Below are 18,299 nucleotides of genomic sequence, written 5' to 3' on the forward strand. Positions count from 1 at the left end.
TTCCACTATTAATATACTAAAAATTCAAATAATTATTTTCTCAAGTTTTGTAGAATTTTGAGGAACAAATATTGAAAAAACCCTTTCCGTTGGGAAAGGGTTTTTTTTATAAATTAATTTGTTCAACTGTTTTAGCTTCTTGCCCTAGAGTATCCGGCTTCCAAGCATACTGAATATCCAATACTACAGCTGCAATTGCCATAACCACAAATGTTCCTGCAATTAACTTTTTCATACTATCCCTCCTCTTTATTCTTCTAATAAAGTAATTGCTAATTTATAATAGCGATTACTTTCTTTAAAATCTGAGCATTCTTCTAAGTATTCAGCTAGTTCTAAGTATACTTTCTTTAAATCTTTTATATTTTCCTCTGTTTTAAAGAAAGGAACTACTTCTGTTTCTAGAAATTTTTTATAGAGGTCTCTTTCTTCAAAATATTTATATCTTAAATTTAACAATAAATATAACATCCCTTTGTATCTCTCATCTTTCCTTGCAGCAAGGATACCTTTTTCAATCCATTCAGCCGCTTCCTCAAGTTCTCCTAATTGAATACACTGCAACGAGAGCTCATACATGGCATCAATATAATTCATATCCTCTTCTTTTTTATATTTTAAGCATTCTATATAATACTCTTTCGCCTTGGCATAATTTTTTTGTCGGTAGTACAGATAACCAATATTATTTAAAGCAATAGAAAGAATATTATCTTTATCAGCAAAAGAAGTTGCTTCTCTTATGATATGATTATAGATTTCCATAGCTTCATTATATTGTTTTTTTCTAGTATAACTAAACGCAATTAAAAACTTACAATTAATTATATTTCTAAATTTATATTCGCTTTTAAAACCTTCTAATGCCACATTAGCAAAGTATAATGTCATATGATCTATTTCCATCTGACTATATGTCAATGCTAAATTATAATATATTCCTGTTTCATAATATCCTAACTCTTTCGCCATCGATTCTGTTTTTAACAAATACTCTAACGCTTGCGTATATTTGTACTGCACAGAATATAATAATGCCTTATTATACGTATATAACATCTTCTGAAAAGGCGAGTATTTCTTATACACTTTCTTCAATCCGTCCAATTCTTCTTCAACAGCAGGGAGATCCCGCTTCATCATTAAATAACGTGTATACAGCAGTTTATAATAATTTATAATTTCAAAATCCAAAACATGCTTCATTTCACCTTGCAACTCTTCATATATGCGTTCTACTTGTTGCTTGTCCAAATGAACTAGTGCATTCAACCATTCATCCAGCTTCCCCTTCACATCTTCTTCTACATCTCTTAAATCCGTTACAGCAATCTCTAATCTTGCGCAGAGCAATTGTAGAATTTCTTCTGATGCTTCGATCTTTCCATTTTCGATCTTACTTAAGTATGAGACAGAACAAATGCCCTGACATAATTCTTCTTGTGTCATTTTTTGCTGTAGCCGTTTATAAAAGACTTGTTTGCCTATTTTTTCTAATGTTTGTTGCATTGTCCTCCTCCATTCTCATTACCCCCATTACTCTAATAATACATAAAATCTAAAGAAATATAAATTGATAAATGTTAATTTTCTAAAAAATATGCATTATTTCATTTTTTTCTCTCTTGACTTCACATCAATATCTCTTCTTTGCTACGAACGTCGTAAAATTGGTATACTATAACCAAATTACGGAGGTGTTTTCGCAATGAATTATTATAAAGACGATAGTTATGCCTTACATACAGATTTATATCAAATCAACATGGCTTATACATATTGGAAAGATGGTATTCATAATCGCCGTTCTGTTTTTGATTTATATTTTCGAAAGCTTCCATTTGAGAATGGCTACGCTGTTTTTGCTGGTCTTGAAAAAATTGTAGAGTACATAGAAAATTTCAGTTTTACCGAGAGCGATATCGCTTATTTAGCAGAATTACAATTTGAAGAAGAATTCCTTCATTATTTACAAAATATGAAATTCACTGGGGTCATTCGTAGTATGCAAGAAGGTGAAGTTGTATTCAATAACGAGCCTTTATTACGTGTTGATGCACCACTCGGTGAAGCACAAATTATTGAAACTGCCCTTTTAAACATTGTGAATTACCAAACATTAATTGCAACAAAAGCTGCTCGTATGAAGCATGCTGCAAATAACGATGAACTTTTAGAGTTTGGCACAAGACGTGCTCATGAATTTGATGCTGCCCTTTGGGGAACACGCGCTGCCTTTATTGGCGGTTTCTCATCTACAAGCAACGTTCGTGCTGGAAAACGCTTCGGGATACCTGTAGCCGGCACACATGCTCACTCTTTCGTTCAAGCGTATCGCGATGAATATGTCGCGTTTAAAAAATACGCTGAAACTCATAAAAAATGTGTCTTTCTCGTCGATACATATGACACATTAAAATCTGGTGTTCCAAATGCGATTCGTGTTGCAAAAGAATTTGGAGATCGTATTGATTTCTATGGCATTCGTCTTGATAGTGGTGATATGGCTTATTTGTCTAAAAAGGCAAGAATATTACTAGATGAGGCTGGGTTTACAAATACAAAAATTATCGCTTCTAGCGATTTAGATGAATACACAATTATGCACCTTAAATCTCAAGGAGCAAAAATTGACGTATGGGGTGTTGGAACAAAATTAATTACATCCTTTGAACAACCAGCATTAGGGGCTGTTTATAAACTAGTTGCGATTGAAGATACTGACGGGAAATTAAATGACACGATTAAAATTTCATCTAATCCTGAAAAGATTACAACTCCAGGGCTTAAACGAATTTATCGTATAGTCAACAGGGTTAATAATCATGCTGAAGGCGATTATATTGCGTTAGATTCTGAAGAGCCTGAAAAAGAAGAACGCTTAAAAATGTTCCACCCTGTTCACACATATATAAGTAAATTCGTAACAAACTTTGAAGCACGTGAACTGCATAAAGACATTTTCGTTAACGGTGAAAGAACATACGAACTACCAAGTATATTAGATATTCAAAAGTATAACGAACAGAGTCTCGCTCTATTTTGGGAAGAATACATGCGAACTTTAAACCCCGAAGAGTATCCTGTGGATTTAAGCCAAGAGTGCTGGGATCATAAAATGAATTATATTCAAACTGTTCGTGAACAAGTTGAAAAAAACATCCAAAAATAAACAGAGAAGTTTCCTCCTTCTCTGTTTTTTCAATACTATATGGATATTTGTAAAAAATATATTAAAATAACAAGGTGAATATTTTTTATTTGTAAAATTTAATATTACGTTATTAAAAACTAAAATAATATTTGATATTATTTTATTGAGTCCCTTTCAACAAAATAACCGATAAAAAAGAGGACGCAATTGCGTCCTCTTTTTTATAAATCTTTCACTCTTAGTACACGCATTGCATTTAATACTGCAATTAACGTCACACCCACATCTGAGAAAACAGCTTCCCACATTGTCGCTATACCAAAAGCACCAAGTAATAAAACTAATCCTTTTACACCTAATGCAAATATAATATTTTGCCATACAATGCTTCTTGTGCGTTTTGCAATTTTAACAGCTGTTGCAATTTTGGAAGGTTCATCAGTCATTATAACGATATCTGCAGCTTCAATCGCTGCATCCGATCCTAAGCCACCCATAGCAATACCAACGTCCGCTCGTGCTAATACTGGCGTGTCGTTAATACCATCACCAACGAAAGCAACTTTTTCTTTTCCACGCTTAGCCGCATCAATTTTTTCAATCTCTTCTACTTTTTGTTGTGGTAGTAGTTCTGCGTGAACTTCATCTAAACCTAATTCTTTTCCAACAGCTTCACCAACTGCTTTTGCATCCCCAGTTAACATCACTGTCTTCTTGATACCTAGTTCTTTTAACTTTTGAATCGCTTGTTTTGAATCCTCTTTTACCTCATCTGAGATAACAATATAACCTGCGTATTTACCATCTACAGCAACGTGAACTAATGTACCTACTGTTTCTGGTTGCTTAAATTCAATATTTTCTTTTCTCATTAATTTAACATTACCTGCGAAAATTTCTTTTCCTTGTACTTTTACAACTGTACCATGACCAGAAATTTCACTATAGTCTTCAATAGCATTTTCATCGATTGATTTTCCATATGCATTTCGAATAGATTGTGCAATTGGATGATTTGAATATACCTCTGCAAACGCTGCATACTCTAACAGTTCTTCACTAGTAGTACCTTCACTTGGCTCCATTTTTGTAACTTTAAAGACACCTTTTGTTAATGTACCTGTTTTATCAAAGACGATATATTTCACATCATTCAATGCTTCTAAATAGTTACTTCCTTTTACTAAAATCCCACTTTTGGATGCACCACCGATACCTCCAAAGAATCCAAGAGGAATGGATACGACTAACGCACATGGACAAGAGATAACTAAGAATACTAACGCTCTATAAATCCACTCGGAGAATGTAGCACCTTCTAAAATAAGCGGTGGAATAAACGCCATGATCGCTGCTGTAATAACTACAACAGGAGTATAGTAGCGCGCAAATTTCGTAATAAAGTTTTCTGTCGGTGCTTTTTTACTACTTGCATTTTGAACTAAATCTAAAATTTTTGATACAGTAGATTCACCAAATTCTTTTGTAACTTCAATTGTTAATACACCATTTTGGTTTACAAAACCACTTAATACGTCATTACCAACTTCTACTTCACGCGGTACAGATTCACCTGTAAGTGCTGAAGTATCCATCATTGATGTTCCCTCGACTACTTTTCCGTCTAATGGTACTTTCTCACCCGGTTTTACGATAATATAATCGCCGATTTGTACATCTTCCGGTGATACTTGTTTCGTTTCATTTCCAACCTTTACATTCGCATAATCAGGGCGAATATCCATTAATGAAGTAATTGATTTTCGAGAGCGATTTACTGCAATACTTTGGAATAATTCCCCTACTTGATAAAATAGCATTACCGCAACAGCTTCTGAATATTGTTGAATTGCAAAAGCTCCTACAGTTGCAATTGCCATTAAAAAGTTTTCATCGAATACTTGGCCGCGAGTTATGTTTCTTACCGCTCTCCAAACAATATCTCCACCTATTAATAAATACGCAAGGACGAATAATGGAATTGTTATCATTTGTGGTAAATCAGCTAAGGCAGCAATTCCTGTCAAAATTCCACCGACTACTAATCGCCCTATCATCTTTTTCACATTTGCTTCACCATGATCGTGACTATGCCCGTGGTCATGGCCGCTCTTTTCTTCACGAACAACTTTCACATCTGGTTCTAACTTTTGAACGACATTCTTGATATCTTCTACAGTCGATTCTAACTCTCTTTTATTCGCAACTTCTACCCGTAATTTCTTTGATACGAAATCAACAGTTGCTTCTGAAACTGTCGGCATTTCCTTAATTTTATTTTCAATCTTCATTGCACAGTTCGCGCAATCTAAACCTTCTAATATAAAAACTTCTTTTGCAGCTTTATTTTTTTGCTCTTCTTGCACTTTAATATGTGGTTCTAACTTTGTAACAAGCTGTTTTGCTTCTGTCACAACTTCATTTTCTTTATTTTGTGCTGTTTCTAAAACCATCGTCTTTGTTGCAAAGTTTACAGAGCAAGAATTTACTCCTTCTATATTCCCAACGCCTTTTTCAATTTTCATTGCACAGTTCGCACAATCTAAACCTTCTAACATCAGTTTCTTTTTCACTAATGCTTCTGCCATCGTTCTCCCTCCTCGCGTTTTTATTCTTCCTCGTTTACGTGTTCAAACGCTTGCTCGAAGATATGAATTACGTGCTGGTCAGCTAACGAATAATAAACGACCTTTCCTTCTTTACGATTCTTTACAAGTTTCGCTTGCTTTAACACACGTAGCTGATGTGAAATAGACGATTGTGTCATTCCTAATAAATAAGCTAAATCACAAACGCACATTTCAGCTTCAAATAATGCATGTAATATTCTCGTACGCGTACGGTCACCTAATACTTTAAATAGTTCTGCTACTTTACTTAAACTTTCATCAGTCGGAATTGTTTGCTTCACTTGATCCACGACTTCCTCATGAATTACCGTTTGAGAACAAGTTTCCTGCGGTGTTTCTACTTTATTTTCAGCCATTATAGCTCACCTCTTTAATTGAACATATGAACAACTATTCATATATCTTATACTTTTATTATATGAGCGCCTACTCATATGTGTCAATAAAATCCGAAAGATTTTTTTGACAATTCCATTCACATTTCAACATATACATATCAATATTCTCCGCACCTATCATACTCTTCATACAAAAAGGATGCACGAAAACTATCGTGCATCCTTCTCTTATTTCCCCTACATTAGCTACCCGTAAAAGCCCGATTGTTGAAGGCTAATAATCAGCAGGAGATAAAGAACCCCCACTGATTAAATTTTCACTGCATCCACAATTAACGAAGCAAATTCTAATGTACCATCTTGATTTCTATGATCAAAACGTTTCGAGCGATAAATAAAACCATCTTTCTCATTCCAATCATTATAATGAAACTTACCATTCTCATCACAGTATTCTAAAATCCTAACTTGAAAACCTGCCGATTCAAACATGGACGTGATTGTTTTATAGTTATGAACGATTTTATGACTTGCTGCTGGATGATCTAATGGCCCTGGTCCACCTACTTGTACACCTTGCTGATATTCTTCATCTGGGAAAAATGCATCTGGCACTGCACAACGAATATATCCACCCTCCGTTAAAAACTCATAACAAATTTTTGCAGCTTCGATTCCTTCTTCGTACGATAAATGCTCCCATACATGTTCCGCTAAAATTGCTGATAAAGAATTAGGTTGAAATTTATCAAGCCAAGTTTCTCTTCGCAATAAATTTAATTCTTCTTCATTCGTATGTAACCAACCAGGGTTATTATTATACCCCTCTGCTCCAACAACCACTTTCGTTTCTAGCATTCCTCTTCCTCCCCTTTTTTCATATTCCGACATAAAAATTCGACAATTTAACATTTATTCCCTTCCTTATCCAAAAGAAAAAGCCCTGTGCGCTCCCTAGACGCACAAGGCTTACTATTTTATATCCCTTTAATTAGCTTGATCTAAATTATCCTGCGAACTTCCATCGTCTTTTAAATGACTATGTTTTTTCGAATAAACAAAGTATACAACTACTCCAATTGCTAACCAAATACCGAAGTATATCCATGTTGTTAATGGTAAATTTAACATTAAGAATAGACAACATGCAATTGAAATAATCGGTAAGATCGGTACAAGTGGTACCATAAATCCACGTTGTAATTTCGGATGCGTTTTACGAAGAATGATAACAGTTACACCAACCATGGCGAATGTTAATAACGCTCCAATATTCGCTAAATTCGACAATTCTTTTAAATCGATAAATCCAGCAATTAAAGCACTACCAATTCCTGTTAACCAAACTGAAAATGTTGGCGCTTCAGTCTTCTTGTTAATTCTCGCAAAAGATTTTGGTAATAAACCGTCACGGCTCATTGCGAAGAATACACGTGTTGTCGCGTAAATGTAAGCGAAAATTACAGCCATAATACCGATTACAGCTCCAATAGCAATTACACCAGCCACTTTATCTTGTCCTACAACTTCTAACACATATGCCATAGCTTCAGGTACATCTAATTCCTTATAAGAAACCATACCTGTCATAACGAGGCAAACTACAACATAAATGATTGTACAAATAACTAACGAAGCAATAATACCAATTGGTAGATCACGTTGCGGATTTTTTACTTCTTCAGCAGAAGTTGCTAATGCATCAAATCCTAAGAAAGCAAAGAATACTGCTGCTCCCCCTGCGAACACTCCACTTAAACCGTAAGGTGCAAATGGTATCCAGTTTTCTGGTTTCACGTAGAATACACCAACTGCAATGAATAAAACAACAATACCAATTTTAATTAATACCATTATGTTATTCACACGCTTACTTTCTTTTGTACCTCGTGATAATAACCAAGTTATCACTAACGTAACGATAACTGCCGGTAAGTTTACCATACCACCTTGCGCTGGAATCGTTAGCAATGCTTTTGGGATTTCAAGTCCCAATCCACTCACTAAATTATTGAAATAACCCGTCCATCCGCCAGCTACTGCGGCAGTCGTTACGACATATACGGATAACAATGTCCATCCCATTAAATGAGCAACAAACTCACCAATTGTTGCATACGAATATGTGTACACACTACCTGAAACAGGAAGTGTAGATGCAACTTCCGCATAACATAAAGCTGCAAATCCACAAACAATTGCTGCAATCATAAATGAAAAAATAACTGCTGGACCAGCATCTCTTGCTGCTACTAATCCAGTTAATACTAGAACTCCTGTACCAATTATCGCACCAATTCCTAGCATTGTTAGGTCGAATGCCCCTAGCGTTTTCGTTAAAGTTTTACTTTTACTTTCCCCTAACAATTGCGTAACGGATTTCTTTTTAAATAGGTTGGCCACGATGAATGCCCCCTTTTGCCAAGAAGAGCTAAGAGGTATTATCTCTTAGCTCTTATCATGTTGTTTTATATATTGTTCGATTTTGTTTTGTATAATGCTTCTATTAGCAAGATACTGTTTCTGCTTCTAATAATTCTTTAGCACCTTTGTACTCTACACCGTGAGCTTCTGCAACAGCTTCAAATGTTACATAGCCATCTAATGTGTTAATACCTTTTAATAATGCAGTGTTGCCTAGGCAAGCAGCTTTGTAGCCTTTGTTAGCAATTTGTACTGCATATGGTACTGTTACGTTTGTTAATGCAAGAGTTGATGTACGTGGAACCGCACCTGGCATGTTTGCAACTGCATAATGAACAACACCGTGTTTTTCGTAAGTTGGGTTATCATGAGTTGTAATACGGTCAGTTGTTTCGAAAATACCACCTTGGTCAATCGCGATATCTACAACAACAGAACCTGGTTCCATTGATTTAATCATTTCTTCTGTTACAAGTTTTGGCGCTTTTGCACCTGGGATTAATACTGCACCAATTACAAGATCAGACTCTTTTACAGCTTCTGCAATATTGTAAGGATTAGACATTAAAGTTTTTACTTGGTTTCCGAAAATGTCATCTAATTGACGAAGACGTTCTGCACTTAAGTCGATGATTGTTACATCCGCACCTAGTCCAACTGCAATTTTAGCAGCATTTGTACCAGCTTGTCCACCACCGATAATTGTTACTTTACCACGTTTAACCCCTGGAACACCTGCAAGTAAGATACCTTTACCGCCTTTGTTTTTCTCAAGGAACTGTGCACCAATTTGTGCAGCCATACGACCAGCTACTTCACTCATAGGTGCAAGTAATGGTAATGAACGGTTTTCTAATTGTACTGTTTCGTACGCAATAGCTACTACTTTCTTCTCGATTAAAGCTTTTGTTAATTCTGGTTCTGGAGCTAAGTGTAAGTATGTGAATAAGATTAAACCTTCACTGAAGTGTTTGTATTCGCTTTCAATTGGTTCCTTAACTTTCATAACCATTTCCATGTTCCAAGCTTCTTCAGCTGTATCAACAATTTTTGCTCCCGCTTCAACATACTGAGCATCTGTGAAACCAGATCCTAAACCTGCACCCTTTTGAATATATACTTCGTGATTGTTACGAATTAAATGTACAACACCAGCTGGTGTCATTGCCACACGGTTTTCGTTGTTTTTAATTTCTGCTGGTACCCCAATACGCATAATGAAATGCCCCCTTATAATTAACAGAAAAAAGAAAGTCTTTTTTCTTTTTGTAATAATTAATAACTTATGTCCTTATTCTAGCATAACTTAAAAGTTATGAAAACGCTAACATATCATTTTTATAAAGTTTATATATTTAGAATAGTGTAAATATATAAAACATTGATTCTATTAGGAAGTTCGTTCTATTTCATTATCTATTACTCTATTTTTATTATATCCCTTCAAAATAAGCAGTAATCATTTATTATTTGACAATAATATAACAATGTAAAAACTCCAAATGAAGACGTATACATATACAGTTATTACTTTACACAATACTTTAGAAATATATTCTTTTTACAAAAAAACAGCTGCTGGCATTTAGCCAGCAGCTGGATAACTTATAAATAACTTTGAAAACAAATCATCTGTTGTTTCAGTAATTTTATCAAACAGATCACTTTCTTCCGCTTCTTGCTCTTTTAACTCCTTAATTGTTTCACGCGCATCTTCAGGATAATCGGTAATGATACCATCTACGTTTAACTTATAATATGCCTTTAAACTCTCCATATCATTTACTGTCCATACGTAAATTGGCTTATTTAACTTCCTTGCTTCTTTTACTAATTTCTTATTTAACATGTATTCTTCTGCTACATAAAAGTCAGCTTTTACATTCTTTAAGTTAGCTCTACTTGCATACAGTATATATCCTACTTTTATATCTGAATTTGCACGCTTAAACTCTTTAATGAGTGGATAGTGTAACGTTTGAATTACACATTGCTTCTCAAATTCATTATCTTTAATCGCTTTTAATACTTTATTTACAAAGTCTTTTTCGCCCCCATGAAGCTTCACTTCAATATTGAGTTTGATTTTCCCCTTTGCAAGCTTAATGATTTCATCAAGTGTACTTATTTGTCCTGAAAATCCATCTTGACTAAGAGTAAGCTGTCTTAATTCATCCATCGTTAAATCTGACACATGCACATTGGCATTTGCAAGACGTTTTAACTTCAAGTCATGTATAACCGCCAGCTCACCGTCTTTCGTTTGTAATACATCTATTTCAGCATAGTCTGCTTTTGCATCAATGGCACCTTGCACAGCTTCTTTCGTATTTTCTACCCCTTTTGATATATATCCGCGGTGCGCCATAATAATCGGTTCTTTATACGAATTTGAAATAAACGTTACAATGAAGGCAACGACCATTCCGGCCGTAATAATCCCTACAATATATACACTAATAAATTTCCAACGATGTTTTTGGAAAAAACATTTATCCGCTTTCGTTTTCGAATAATCTAATCCTTCTTCTAATAAAACATCTTCAACCGGAACCTTTTGTAAGTACAATCTTGTTATAGCCATAATATAAAATGGTGTAACGATAAAGCTAAATAAATACAATGTACTTGTTAGGAATACAGAAATCGTTGATTCAGCTAATAAAGCAAATGTTCCTTCTGGGTTTGTAAATTCATACACACCCCATAGACACAATAAATATATTCCAAAAAACACAATATAAACAATTCCTATTGAAATAAAAAAACCTACTAAAAAGAATAGTACTTTAAAAAAGCTTTCTTTTACTAGCGTTGCACTTTTACGCGCTGCTGTGCGAAACGGCTTTTGTTCTAAAACAACAATAGGTAGAACGAAAATCCAGCGAAGGTTCAAATACGCAACTACGGCAAAGAACGTGTAATAGCCTACTTGTCCCATCGTCGTTTTAAACAGTTCTCCTGTAATAAAGTTAGGAATTTGGATTTGCGGAATTAATGCCGTTTCATATCCCATATTTAAAAGAGGTAACAATACGACAGCATATAAAATAAATCCTGGTAAGCAATATGTGAAAAGCGTAGGTAAGTACGTTACTGTTTTATATAAAATCGGACGTAATTTCACCTTTTGTCTTTTATGAGCGAAATACGAAATAATAATAAGCACCGCAAATTCCGTAAAGATAAGAAACAGTGCTAACAATGATAAAATTACGATTGCCAAAATGCCGTATGGTGTTTTCAAAAATACTAATAATTCATCATTTGTCGCATTTGCGTAACCACCAAAATACAATAATTTATTAAAAATGATCCCAAACAGTGGAACAAATACAATCGCTGCTAACAATTTATAAGCAAGTTGAAAGGTTAATACATTCCAAAAAGCAAATTTTACTGTTTGAAAGGAATGGCTCATTACTCCTGGTATAGATAGTCTTTTACGGTGTTGCATATATTCCTCCACATTCTAAAACGATATTTGAGATGGATTCCACATTTCCATTTCTAATCCATCTTTTTAATAATAATATATTCCGCTTAACATGAACACTCTTATACATATAATGAAAAAAGTGATGGCTACTTCCCATCACTTTTTTCATCTACTCTATTTTTTCTCTAATCCTTGCCCAAATGCTTTCAAAAAGCTAAAACCGAATGTGATTGCTCTATTGATATCTGGATCTTTTAATACTTTAAAGAAATCCATCACTTTTGTTTTTTTACCACTATTTAATTCATCTGTTGCAAATTGCAATCCAGTAACTAAGCTCGATGTGATTTGTTTTGTTACCTCTGGGTCAACTGAAGATAAAACCTCTCCTGCCCCCATCATATTGTTCAGTGCATTTTTCACTGGTTCACGATTTAATTGCTCAACAGCAATTTTTGAAACATCTTCTTTCGCAGCAAGTAAACTAATCGCCGCATCTAAAATACCAGCTTTCTGTAATTGTGCTAGTAATTGCATCGTTTCCTCAACTGCTTCACGATTATTCGCTAATTCCGTGAACAGTTCCTCTGCTAATTGCTGTTTCTTCTCTTTTTCTGTTACAACTTTCTTTTTAATTAACGTAATTTCTTTTGCCACTATCTCCGCCCCCTAGTCCACCAGTGATACGTATTGTTTTCTTTGCCATTTTTGCTGAATTTCAACACCATTTTGTGGATGGCGTTTTTTATCTCGCGGGTTTGAAGATGGTAATGGACGATTTCCTTTTTCACGTAATACGCGCAGTTTCACCATCGTTTGTTTATAAGCTGGTGTACACGTATAAATATCTGTCGCTGTTCCTGTTAAAATATTAATAGCCTCTTCATTTACTGTTGCATGCATTGGTAAATATAACTCATTTCCCGTTACACGGTCTGTAACAAGTGCTTGTACTTTAATCTTACCAAACGGCGATGCTAATTCTACAAGACCACCATCTTTCACATTACGCTCTTTAGCAAGTTCAGGTGAAATTTCAACGAATACTTCAGATACTTTAGATAAAATACCAGCCGACTTATTCGTCATATTCCCTTCATGGAAATGCTCTAGCATACGACCATTATTTAATAGTAAATCATACTCATCCGGCGCCACAACTGGTGGTACCCATTCATCTAATGATAAACGAGCAAGTTTATCTGGGAAGTTAAATCCATCTACATATAATAGCGGTGTATCGCTACCATCATGGCTACCCCAACATAAACTATTCCATCCTTCTAAACGATCATATGTTGCCTGAGAATATAACGGTGCAAGCGATGCTATTTCATCCATAATCTCACTTGGGTTTTCATAATTCCAATCTCCGCCTAGTGCACGAGCTACTTTTTGTAAAATCCACCAGTCTGGTTTTGAATCACCAAGCGGCTTCAATACTTCATATAATCTTTGAATACGACGTTCTGTATTCGTAAACGTCCCTTCTTTTTCTAAGCTCGGTGCTGCCGGTAAAATAACATCAGCAAAACGGGCTGTTTTTGATAAGAACATATCTTGAACAACAAGGAAATCTAAATTCGCTAAAATATGTTGCACATGGTTCGCATTTGAATCTACTAAAGCCATTTCTTCCCCCATAACATACATACCGCGCAGTTTTCCTTCTTCCGCCGCAAGTAACATTGCAATATTATTTAATCCTGGCTCTTTCGGAATCGTCGTACCGTACGCTTTTTCAAATTTAGCACGGAGCGTATCATCAGATACCGCTTGATAACCTGGAAGCCAATTCGGTAAGGTCGCCATATCACAAGCGCCTTGTACGTTATTATGTCCTCTTAATGGGTATGCACCTGCACCAGGACGACGGTAGTTACCCGTAACAAGTAATAAATTTGAAATTGCAGCTGAAGTTGTACTACCACCTGTATTTTGAGTTACACCCATTCCCCAAAGTACACAAGTACCGTCTGCTTCATATACCATACGAGCCATTTCTTTCAGGTTTTCTTTAGAAATCCCCGTAATTTCTTCTGTGTAATCAAGCGAATACTTTTCTAACATTTTGCTATATTCATCAAAGTTCTTTACATTTTCAGCTAAGAACTTTTTATCATGCCAGTCTTGATCGATAATATATTTCGTAATACCAGCAAGCCATACATAATCAGTTCCTTGACTCGGATGAACAAATATATCCGCACGCTCAGCCATTTCATGTTTACGAAGGTCTGCTACAATTAATTTTTGTTCGTGTAATTTATGAGCACGTTTCACACGCGTCGCAAGTACAGGATGTCCCTCTGTTGGGTTCGCACCAACGATAATAACAAGACCTGCTTCAGCGATATCTTTCACTGTTCCAGCATCCCCACCCATACCGACAGTTTTAAATAAGCCGTCTGTTGCTGGAGATTGACAATAACGGGAACAGTTATCTACATTATTTGTTCCATATATTTGACGAGCTAGTTTTTGCATAAGATAATTCTCTTCATTCGTTACTTTCGAAGAAGAAATAAACCCAAATGCATCGCTGCCGTATTCTGATTTAATATGCTGCATGTTAGATGCAACAACTTCAAGAGCTTCTTCCCAAGAAGCTTCAACAAACATATCTCCTTGGCGAATTAATGGCTTTGTAATGCGATCTTCACTATTTACAAAGTCCCATCCAAATTTGCCTTTTACACATGTAGAGATACCATTAACCGGTGCATCTGAAACAGGTTGTACTTTTAAAATGTGACGGTCTTTCGTCCACACTTCAAACGAGCAACCTACACCGCAAAATGTACAAACTGTTTTCGTTTTTTTAACCTTCGTCTTGCGCATCGCAGATTCCACTTCTGAAACTGCTAAAATACTGCTATATCCTGGCTCTACATCTTTTACAAAATCAATCATCGGATCTAACACATCTGGTTTTAATCCTGTCATAAACCCAGCTTCACCTAGCATTGTTTTTTCCATTAACGCATTACATGGACAAACTGTTACACATTGCCCACAACTCACACAAGACGAGTCATTTATACTTACACCATTGTCCCAAATAACACGCGGGCGGTCTAAATTCCAATCAATCGATATAGTTTCATTGACTTGTAGGTTTTGACATACTTCTACACACTGTCCACAAGCAATACATTGATTTGGATCATACCGGTAAAACGGATGTGACATGTCCACTTCACACGCACTTACTTTCGGTTCATACGGGTATTTCTGTTCTTCAATTTCCATCATATGCACTGTATTATGCACTTTACAGTTACCATTATTGTTATCACAAACAGTACAATACAATAAATGGTTCTCTAATATTCGATCCATCGCCTCAGTCTGCGCCTCTTTTGCGCGCTGCGACTGTCTTTCAATATGCATACCGTTCTCTATTTGCGTTGAACAAGCACGCATTAACTTCCCATCTACTTCTACAATACATGTATCACAAGTTTGAATTGGATCTACTTCTGGTACATGACAAATTTGAGGATGTTCCAAGTTACTCTCGTTAAATAATTGTAGTATCGTCTTTTCACCTGATGCAGCAAATTCTTTACCATCAACGGTTACACGGACTGTCTGTTCTGCCATAGTTTCCCCACTCCTTACAACCAACTGTACAACACGTTTATGAATCCGTTTTCAAATAACGAGTTACTGTACATATTTTTGAAACGCTCTGCTGAAATCCTTTTCTTATGAAGTCGATTCTTGATGTTATAAGGTATAACTACGAAAGCTTGAAAATGTCACTATTCTACAGTTCTATTATATCGTACATATACAATAATAACCAAAATAATCTGTGATTTCCCTGCTAATAGGTGTTTTTATTTTTTCAATGTTTTATGATAAATGTGGGAGAAAAATACATATAAAAGGGGAATTTAATATGGAGTTTACGCAAGAGACATATACGATTGTACGCTATCAATCTGGCTCATTTTCAAAACAAGTTGATGAGATTGTTACAGAATCTCCTATTACTATTAAATTAAATGGTGAAGAATACGTAACAGTTGTATGCACACCAAATTACATTGAAGATATGGTAGTTGGTTTTTTAATTTCTGAAGGAATTATTTCTTCCTATAAAGATGTTGAAGAAATATGGGTTCAAAAAGAGAACGGAATTGTCCATGTAAAATCATCAAAAGTGAATCCACTCTATCAAACTTTATATAATAAACGATACATCACTTCTTGCTGCGGAAAAGGTAGACAAGGTTTTATTTTCGTAAACGACGCCGCAAAAGCAAAAGATTTACATGATATACATGTAAAAATTACTCCTGAAGAATGCTTTTACTTAATGAATGCCTTACAACAATCTTCCACTACATTTCGCCAAACCGGCGGTGTTCACAATACTGCGCTATGTGATCGAAACAATATCCTTATATCAAGAATGGATATCGGAAGACATAACGCATTAGATAAAATATACGGCTATTGTTTACGTAATGATATATCTGTTAAAGGAAAAATTATCGCATTTAGCGGACGTATTTCATCTGAAATTTTACTCAAAGTTTCAAAAATCGGCTGTGAAATTGTTCTATCTAAATCCGCTCCAACAAAACTAGCCTTGCAACTTGCCCATGACTTAGGCATTACAGTCGTAGGATTTATTAGAAATGACTCTTGTAATATTTACACACATCCAAAGCGAATTGATGGCTATCAATTGAATGTTTAAAAAATAACTCCTCGATCGAGGAGTTATTTTAGTTATAAAAATGTAATATATTAAAGACTTGAATAGTTAATAAAGTTAATATATAATTTCATTACACAATTAAATCAAAACATTGTAGCATATATCTTTTCATTCTTTTACAAATTAAAAGAGACTGCTAAAAAACGCATACTCAATCTTATAAAAGTAATGGATTTATTTGAAATCCACCAAGGAGGTTACAACTATGGAAATTCGCTTATTAACAACAGAGGACGCAGAAATATATTTAAAAGTTTGTATGGAAGGTTTAACGAAGAACCCGGAAGCTTTTAGCTCTTCTTATGAAGATGTTCTTAAACATGAAAATCCTGTAGCTGCTATGGCAAAAAGATTAAGCAATCCGGATAAGTATACTCTAGGTGTCTTCAACGATAACGATTTGATTGGTATTGCTACTTTAGAAACAAAACCATTCATTAAACAAGAACATAAAGCAAAAATCGGCTCCGTTTTTGTTTCCCCAAAAGCACGTGGCCTTGGGGCAGGACGAGCTCTAATTAAAGCAATTATTGAAAATGCCGATAAATTACATGTAGAACAACTTATGCTCGATGTTGTAGCTGGTAACGATGCCGCAAAAAAACTATATGAGTCATTAGGTTTCCAAACTTACGGCGTGCAAGAACGTTCATTAAAGCACAACGGTCAATATTGGGACGAAGAACATATGGTTTTATTCTTAAATGATTAATACTTCAATATAAAATGAAACTTTAATTGGTGTGGGGGGTGTCTATCCCCACTGATTATTAATCCACAAATAGCGGGATAGTTTTCTAAAAGCATCTTCTTATTAAGAAAGATGCTTTTTTCATTACAACAATGTAATCTTCATGTCACCTTTATCGATCGTACCAATCCTTTCCATTCACTATACTAAAAATATAAAATGAACAAACAGCATTCAATTGATATGTAGAGGAGAATGTGACATGAAACAAAAAAAACGAGCTATCTTTTTAATATGTGCTACAGCAATGGTAACTTCTGGATTAGCAATTTTACCTTGGTTTATTATATAAAAATATGCCTCTTGATAAAGTAGAACTTTAATCCAGGAGGTCATTCCCCCACTAGTTATTACTCCACACCAATCGGATAAAATAAAAAAAGCTGATTGCTTGTTAACAAGTAATCAGCTTTTATATATTATAAAATTCCCAAAATTTTATTTACGCAACTTACAATAATAATCATAGATACGGCAACACACATTACAACCGTATTACGATCTTGCTTTTCTTTTTTTGAAACTTCTTCTTTTGGATTCATGTGTATTATCTCCTTTTAAAAAAAGTGTGAGATAGGAAATTTTTCTTATCCGATGCGAGGTGAATACGAAAACCCTCTCTATCTCACATACACAATAGAATGGAATTGTCATTTTATAAATAAAATGACATGACGTTATGTCGCAACATAGGGTATTTGTGTCGCTACGTTTTCTATTATAAATAATAGTTGTGCAAAACTAGTGCATTTTTTATGTCAATTGCCCTGAGCGAAAAAATCAGCCATCCATTCAATCACATAAAAAGAGTTTTTTATTATTTTCATG

Annotated in this window: 14 protein-coding genes; 3 read left to right on the forward strand and 11 right to left on the reverse strand. The window is 34.9% G+C overall.

Features of this window, described 5'->3' with window-relative positions:
* Window positions 1-106: 106 nt before the first annotated feature.
* Together ACS2MN_RS24400 and ACS2MN_RS24405 are read right to left on the reverse strand one after the other, a co-directional pair.
* Window positions 107-235 (reverse strand): NprX family peptide pheromone, encoded by a 129-nt coding sequence (locus tag ACS2MN_RS24400; protein ID WP_000733136.1) that lies wholly within the window; start codon window positions 233-235, stop codon window positions 107-109.
* Between the two features lie 14 nt (window positions 236-249).
* Window positions 250-1,509: a helix-turn-helix transcriptional regulator gene (locus tag ACS2MN_RS24405; RefSeq protein ID WP_001187940.1), complete on the reverse strand. Its 1,260-nt coding sequence runs from the start codon at window positions 1,507-1,509 to the stop codon at window positions 250-252.
* Between the two features lie 199 nt (window positions 1,510-1,708).
* On the opposite strand from ACS2MN_RS24405, the gene ACS2MN_RS24410 reads away from it, so the two are divergent.
* A complete protein-coding gene (locus ACS2MN_RS24410; protein ID WP_001110357.1) occupies window positions 1,709-3,172 on the forward strand; it encodes a nicotinate phosphoribosyltransferase in 1,464 nt (487 codons plus the stop codon).
* A 203-nt stretch (window positions 3,173-3,375) separates the two neighbouring features.
* Here the strand turns inward: ACS2MN_RS24410 and ACS2MN_RS24415 are convergent, their stop codons facing one another.
* From ACS2MN_RS24415 to fdhF, 8 genes are all read right to left on the reverse strand, one after another.
* Window positions 3,376-5,742: a heavy metal translocating P-type ATPase gene (locus ACS2MN_RS24415; RefSeq protein WP_098709006.1), complete on the reverse strand. Its 2,367-nt coding sequence runs from the start codon at window positions 5,740-5,742 to the stop codon at window positions 3,376-3,378.
* 20 nt (window positions 5,743-5,762) lie between these two features.
* On the reverse strand, window positions 5,763-6,140 hold the full coding sequence (locus ACS2MN_RS24420) for an ArsR/SmtB family transcription factor (RefSeq protein ID WP_000829679.1): 378 nt from the start codon (window positions 6,138-6,140) through the stop codon (window positions 5,763-5,765).
* A 291-nt stretch (window positions 6,141-6,431) separates the two neighbouring features.
* A complete protein-coding gene (locus ACS2MN_RS24425) occupies window positions 6,432-6,980 on the reverse strand; it encodes a class I SAM-dependent methyltransferase (protein ID WP_043323242.1) in 549 nt (182 codons plus the stop codon).
* A 129-nt stretch (window positions 6,981-7,109) separates the two neighbouring features.
* Entirely contained in the window at window positions 7,110-8,525 is a 1,416-nt protein-coding gene (locus tag ACS2MN_RS24430) for an amino acid permease (protein WP_098709007.1), read from the reverse strand.
* Between the two features lie 103 nt (window positions 8,526-8,628).
* Window positions 8,629-9,762, reverse strand: coding sequence for an alanine dehydrogenase (gene ald, locus ACS2MN_RS24435; protein WP_001219753.1), 1,134 nt, complete (start codon window positions 9,760-9,762; stop codon window positions 8,629-8,631).
* A 369-nt stretch (window positions 9,763-10,131) separates the two neighbouring features.
* Window positions 10,132-12,003, reverse strand: coding sequence for a glycerophosphoryl diester phosphodiesterase membrane domain-containing protein (locus ACS2MN_RS24440; protein ID WP_001164749.1), 1,872 nt, complete (start codon window positions 12,001-12,003; stop codon window positions 10,132-10,134).
* A gap of 156 nt (window positions 12,004-12,159) precedes the next feature.
* Window positions 12,160-12,642: a DUF1641 domain-containing protein gene (locus ACS2MN_RS24445; RefSeq protein ID WP_346994862.1), complete on the reverse strand. Its 483-nt coding sequence runs from the start codon at window positions 12,640-12,642 to the stop codon at window positions 12,160-12,162.
* Window positions 12,643-12,654: 12 nt separating this feature from the next.
* A complete protein-coding gene (gene fdhF / locus ACS2MN_RS24450; RefSeq protein ID WP_016107503.1) occupies window positions 12,655-15,591 on the reverse strand; it encodes a formate dehydrogenase subunit alpha in 2,937 nt (978 codons plus the stop codon).
* Between the two features lie 301 nt (window positions 15,592-15,892).
* On the opposite strand from fdhF, the gene fdhD reads away from it, so the two are divergent.
* Both fdhD and ACS2MN_RS24460 read left to right on the forward strand, forming a co-directional pair.
* On the forward strand, window positions 15,893-16,699 hold the full coding sequence (gene fdhD, locus ACS2MN_RS24455; RefSeq protein ID WP_000397291.1) for a formate dehydrogenase accessory sulfurtransferase FdhD: 807 nt from the start codon (window positions 15,893-15,895) through the stop codon (window positions 16,697-16,699).
* Between the two features lie 226 nt (window positions 16,700-16,925).
* Window positions 16,926-17,432, forward strand: a complete 507-nt coding sequence (locus ACS2MN_RS24460) for a GNAT family N-acetyltransferase (RefSeq protein ID WP_087949286.1) — start codon at window positions 16,926-16,928, stop codon at window positions 17,430-17,432.
* Between the two features lie 458 nt (window positions 17,433-17,890).
* On the opposite strand, the gene ACS2MN_RS24465 is transcribed toward ACS2MN_RS24460, so the two are convergent.
* Entirely contained in the window at window positions 17,891-18,013 is a 123-nt protein-coding gene (locus ACS2MN_RS24465) for a hypothetical protein (protein ID WP_087949287.1), read from the reverse strand.
* Between the last annotated feature and the right edge of the window lie 286 nt (window positions 18,014-18,299).

It is taken from the genome of Bacillus cereus group sp. BceL062 (genome assembly GCF_051780025.1).
Taxonomy (GTDB): Bacteria; Bacillota; Bacilli; order Bacillales; family Bacillaceae_G; genus Bacillus_A; species Bacillus_A toyonensis.

Coding starts and splice junctions, on each gene's coding strand:
- ACS2MN_RS24400 (WP_000733136.1), bottom strand. CDS start 235: ATGAAAAAGTTAATTGCAGGAACATTTGTGGTTATGGCAATTGCAGCT.
- ACS2MN_RS24405 (WP_001187940.1), bottom strand. CDS start 1,509: ATGCAACAAACATTAGAAAAAATAGGCAAACAAGTCTTTTATAAACGG.
- ACS2MN_RS24410 (WP_001110357.1), top strand. CDS start 1,709: ATGAATTATTATAAAGACGATAGTTATGCCTTACATACAGATTTATAT.
- ACS2MN_RS24415 (WP_098709006.1), bottom strand. CDS start 5,742: ATGGCAGAAGCATTAGTGAAAAAGAAACTGATGTTAGAAGGTTTAGAT.
- ACS2MN_RS24420 (WP_000829679.1), bottom strand. CDS start 6,140: ATGGCTGAAAATAAAGTAGAAACACCGCAGGAAACTTGTTCTCAAACG.
- ACS2MN_RS24425 (WP_043323242.1), bottom strand. CDS start 6,980: ATGCTAGAAACGAAAGTGGTTGTTGGAGCAGAGGGGTATAATAATAAC.
- ald (WP_001219753.1), bottom strand. CDS start 9,762: ATGCGTATTGGGGTACCAGCAGAAATTAAAAACAACGAAAACCGTGTG.
- ACS2MN_RS24440 (WP_001164749.1), bottom strand. CDS start 12,003: ATGCAACACCGTAAAAGACTATCTATACCAGGAGTAATGAGCCATTCC.
- fdhF (WP_016107503.1), bottom strand. CDS start 15,591: ATGGCAGAACAGACAGTCCGTGTAACCGTTGATGGTAAAGAATTTGCT.
- fdhD (WP_000397291.1), top strand. CDS start 15,893: ATGGAGTTTACGCAAGAGACATATACGATTGTACGCTATCAATCTGGC.
- ACS2MN_RS24460 (WP_087949286.1), top strand. CDS start 16,926: ATGGAAATTCGCTTATTAACAACAGAGGACGCAGAAATATATTTAAAA.
- ACS2MN_RS24465 (WP_087949287.1), bottom strand. CDS start 18,013: ATGAATCCAAAAGAAGAAGTTTCAAAAAAAGAAAAGCAAGATCGTAAT.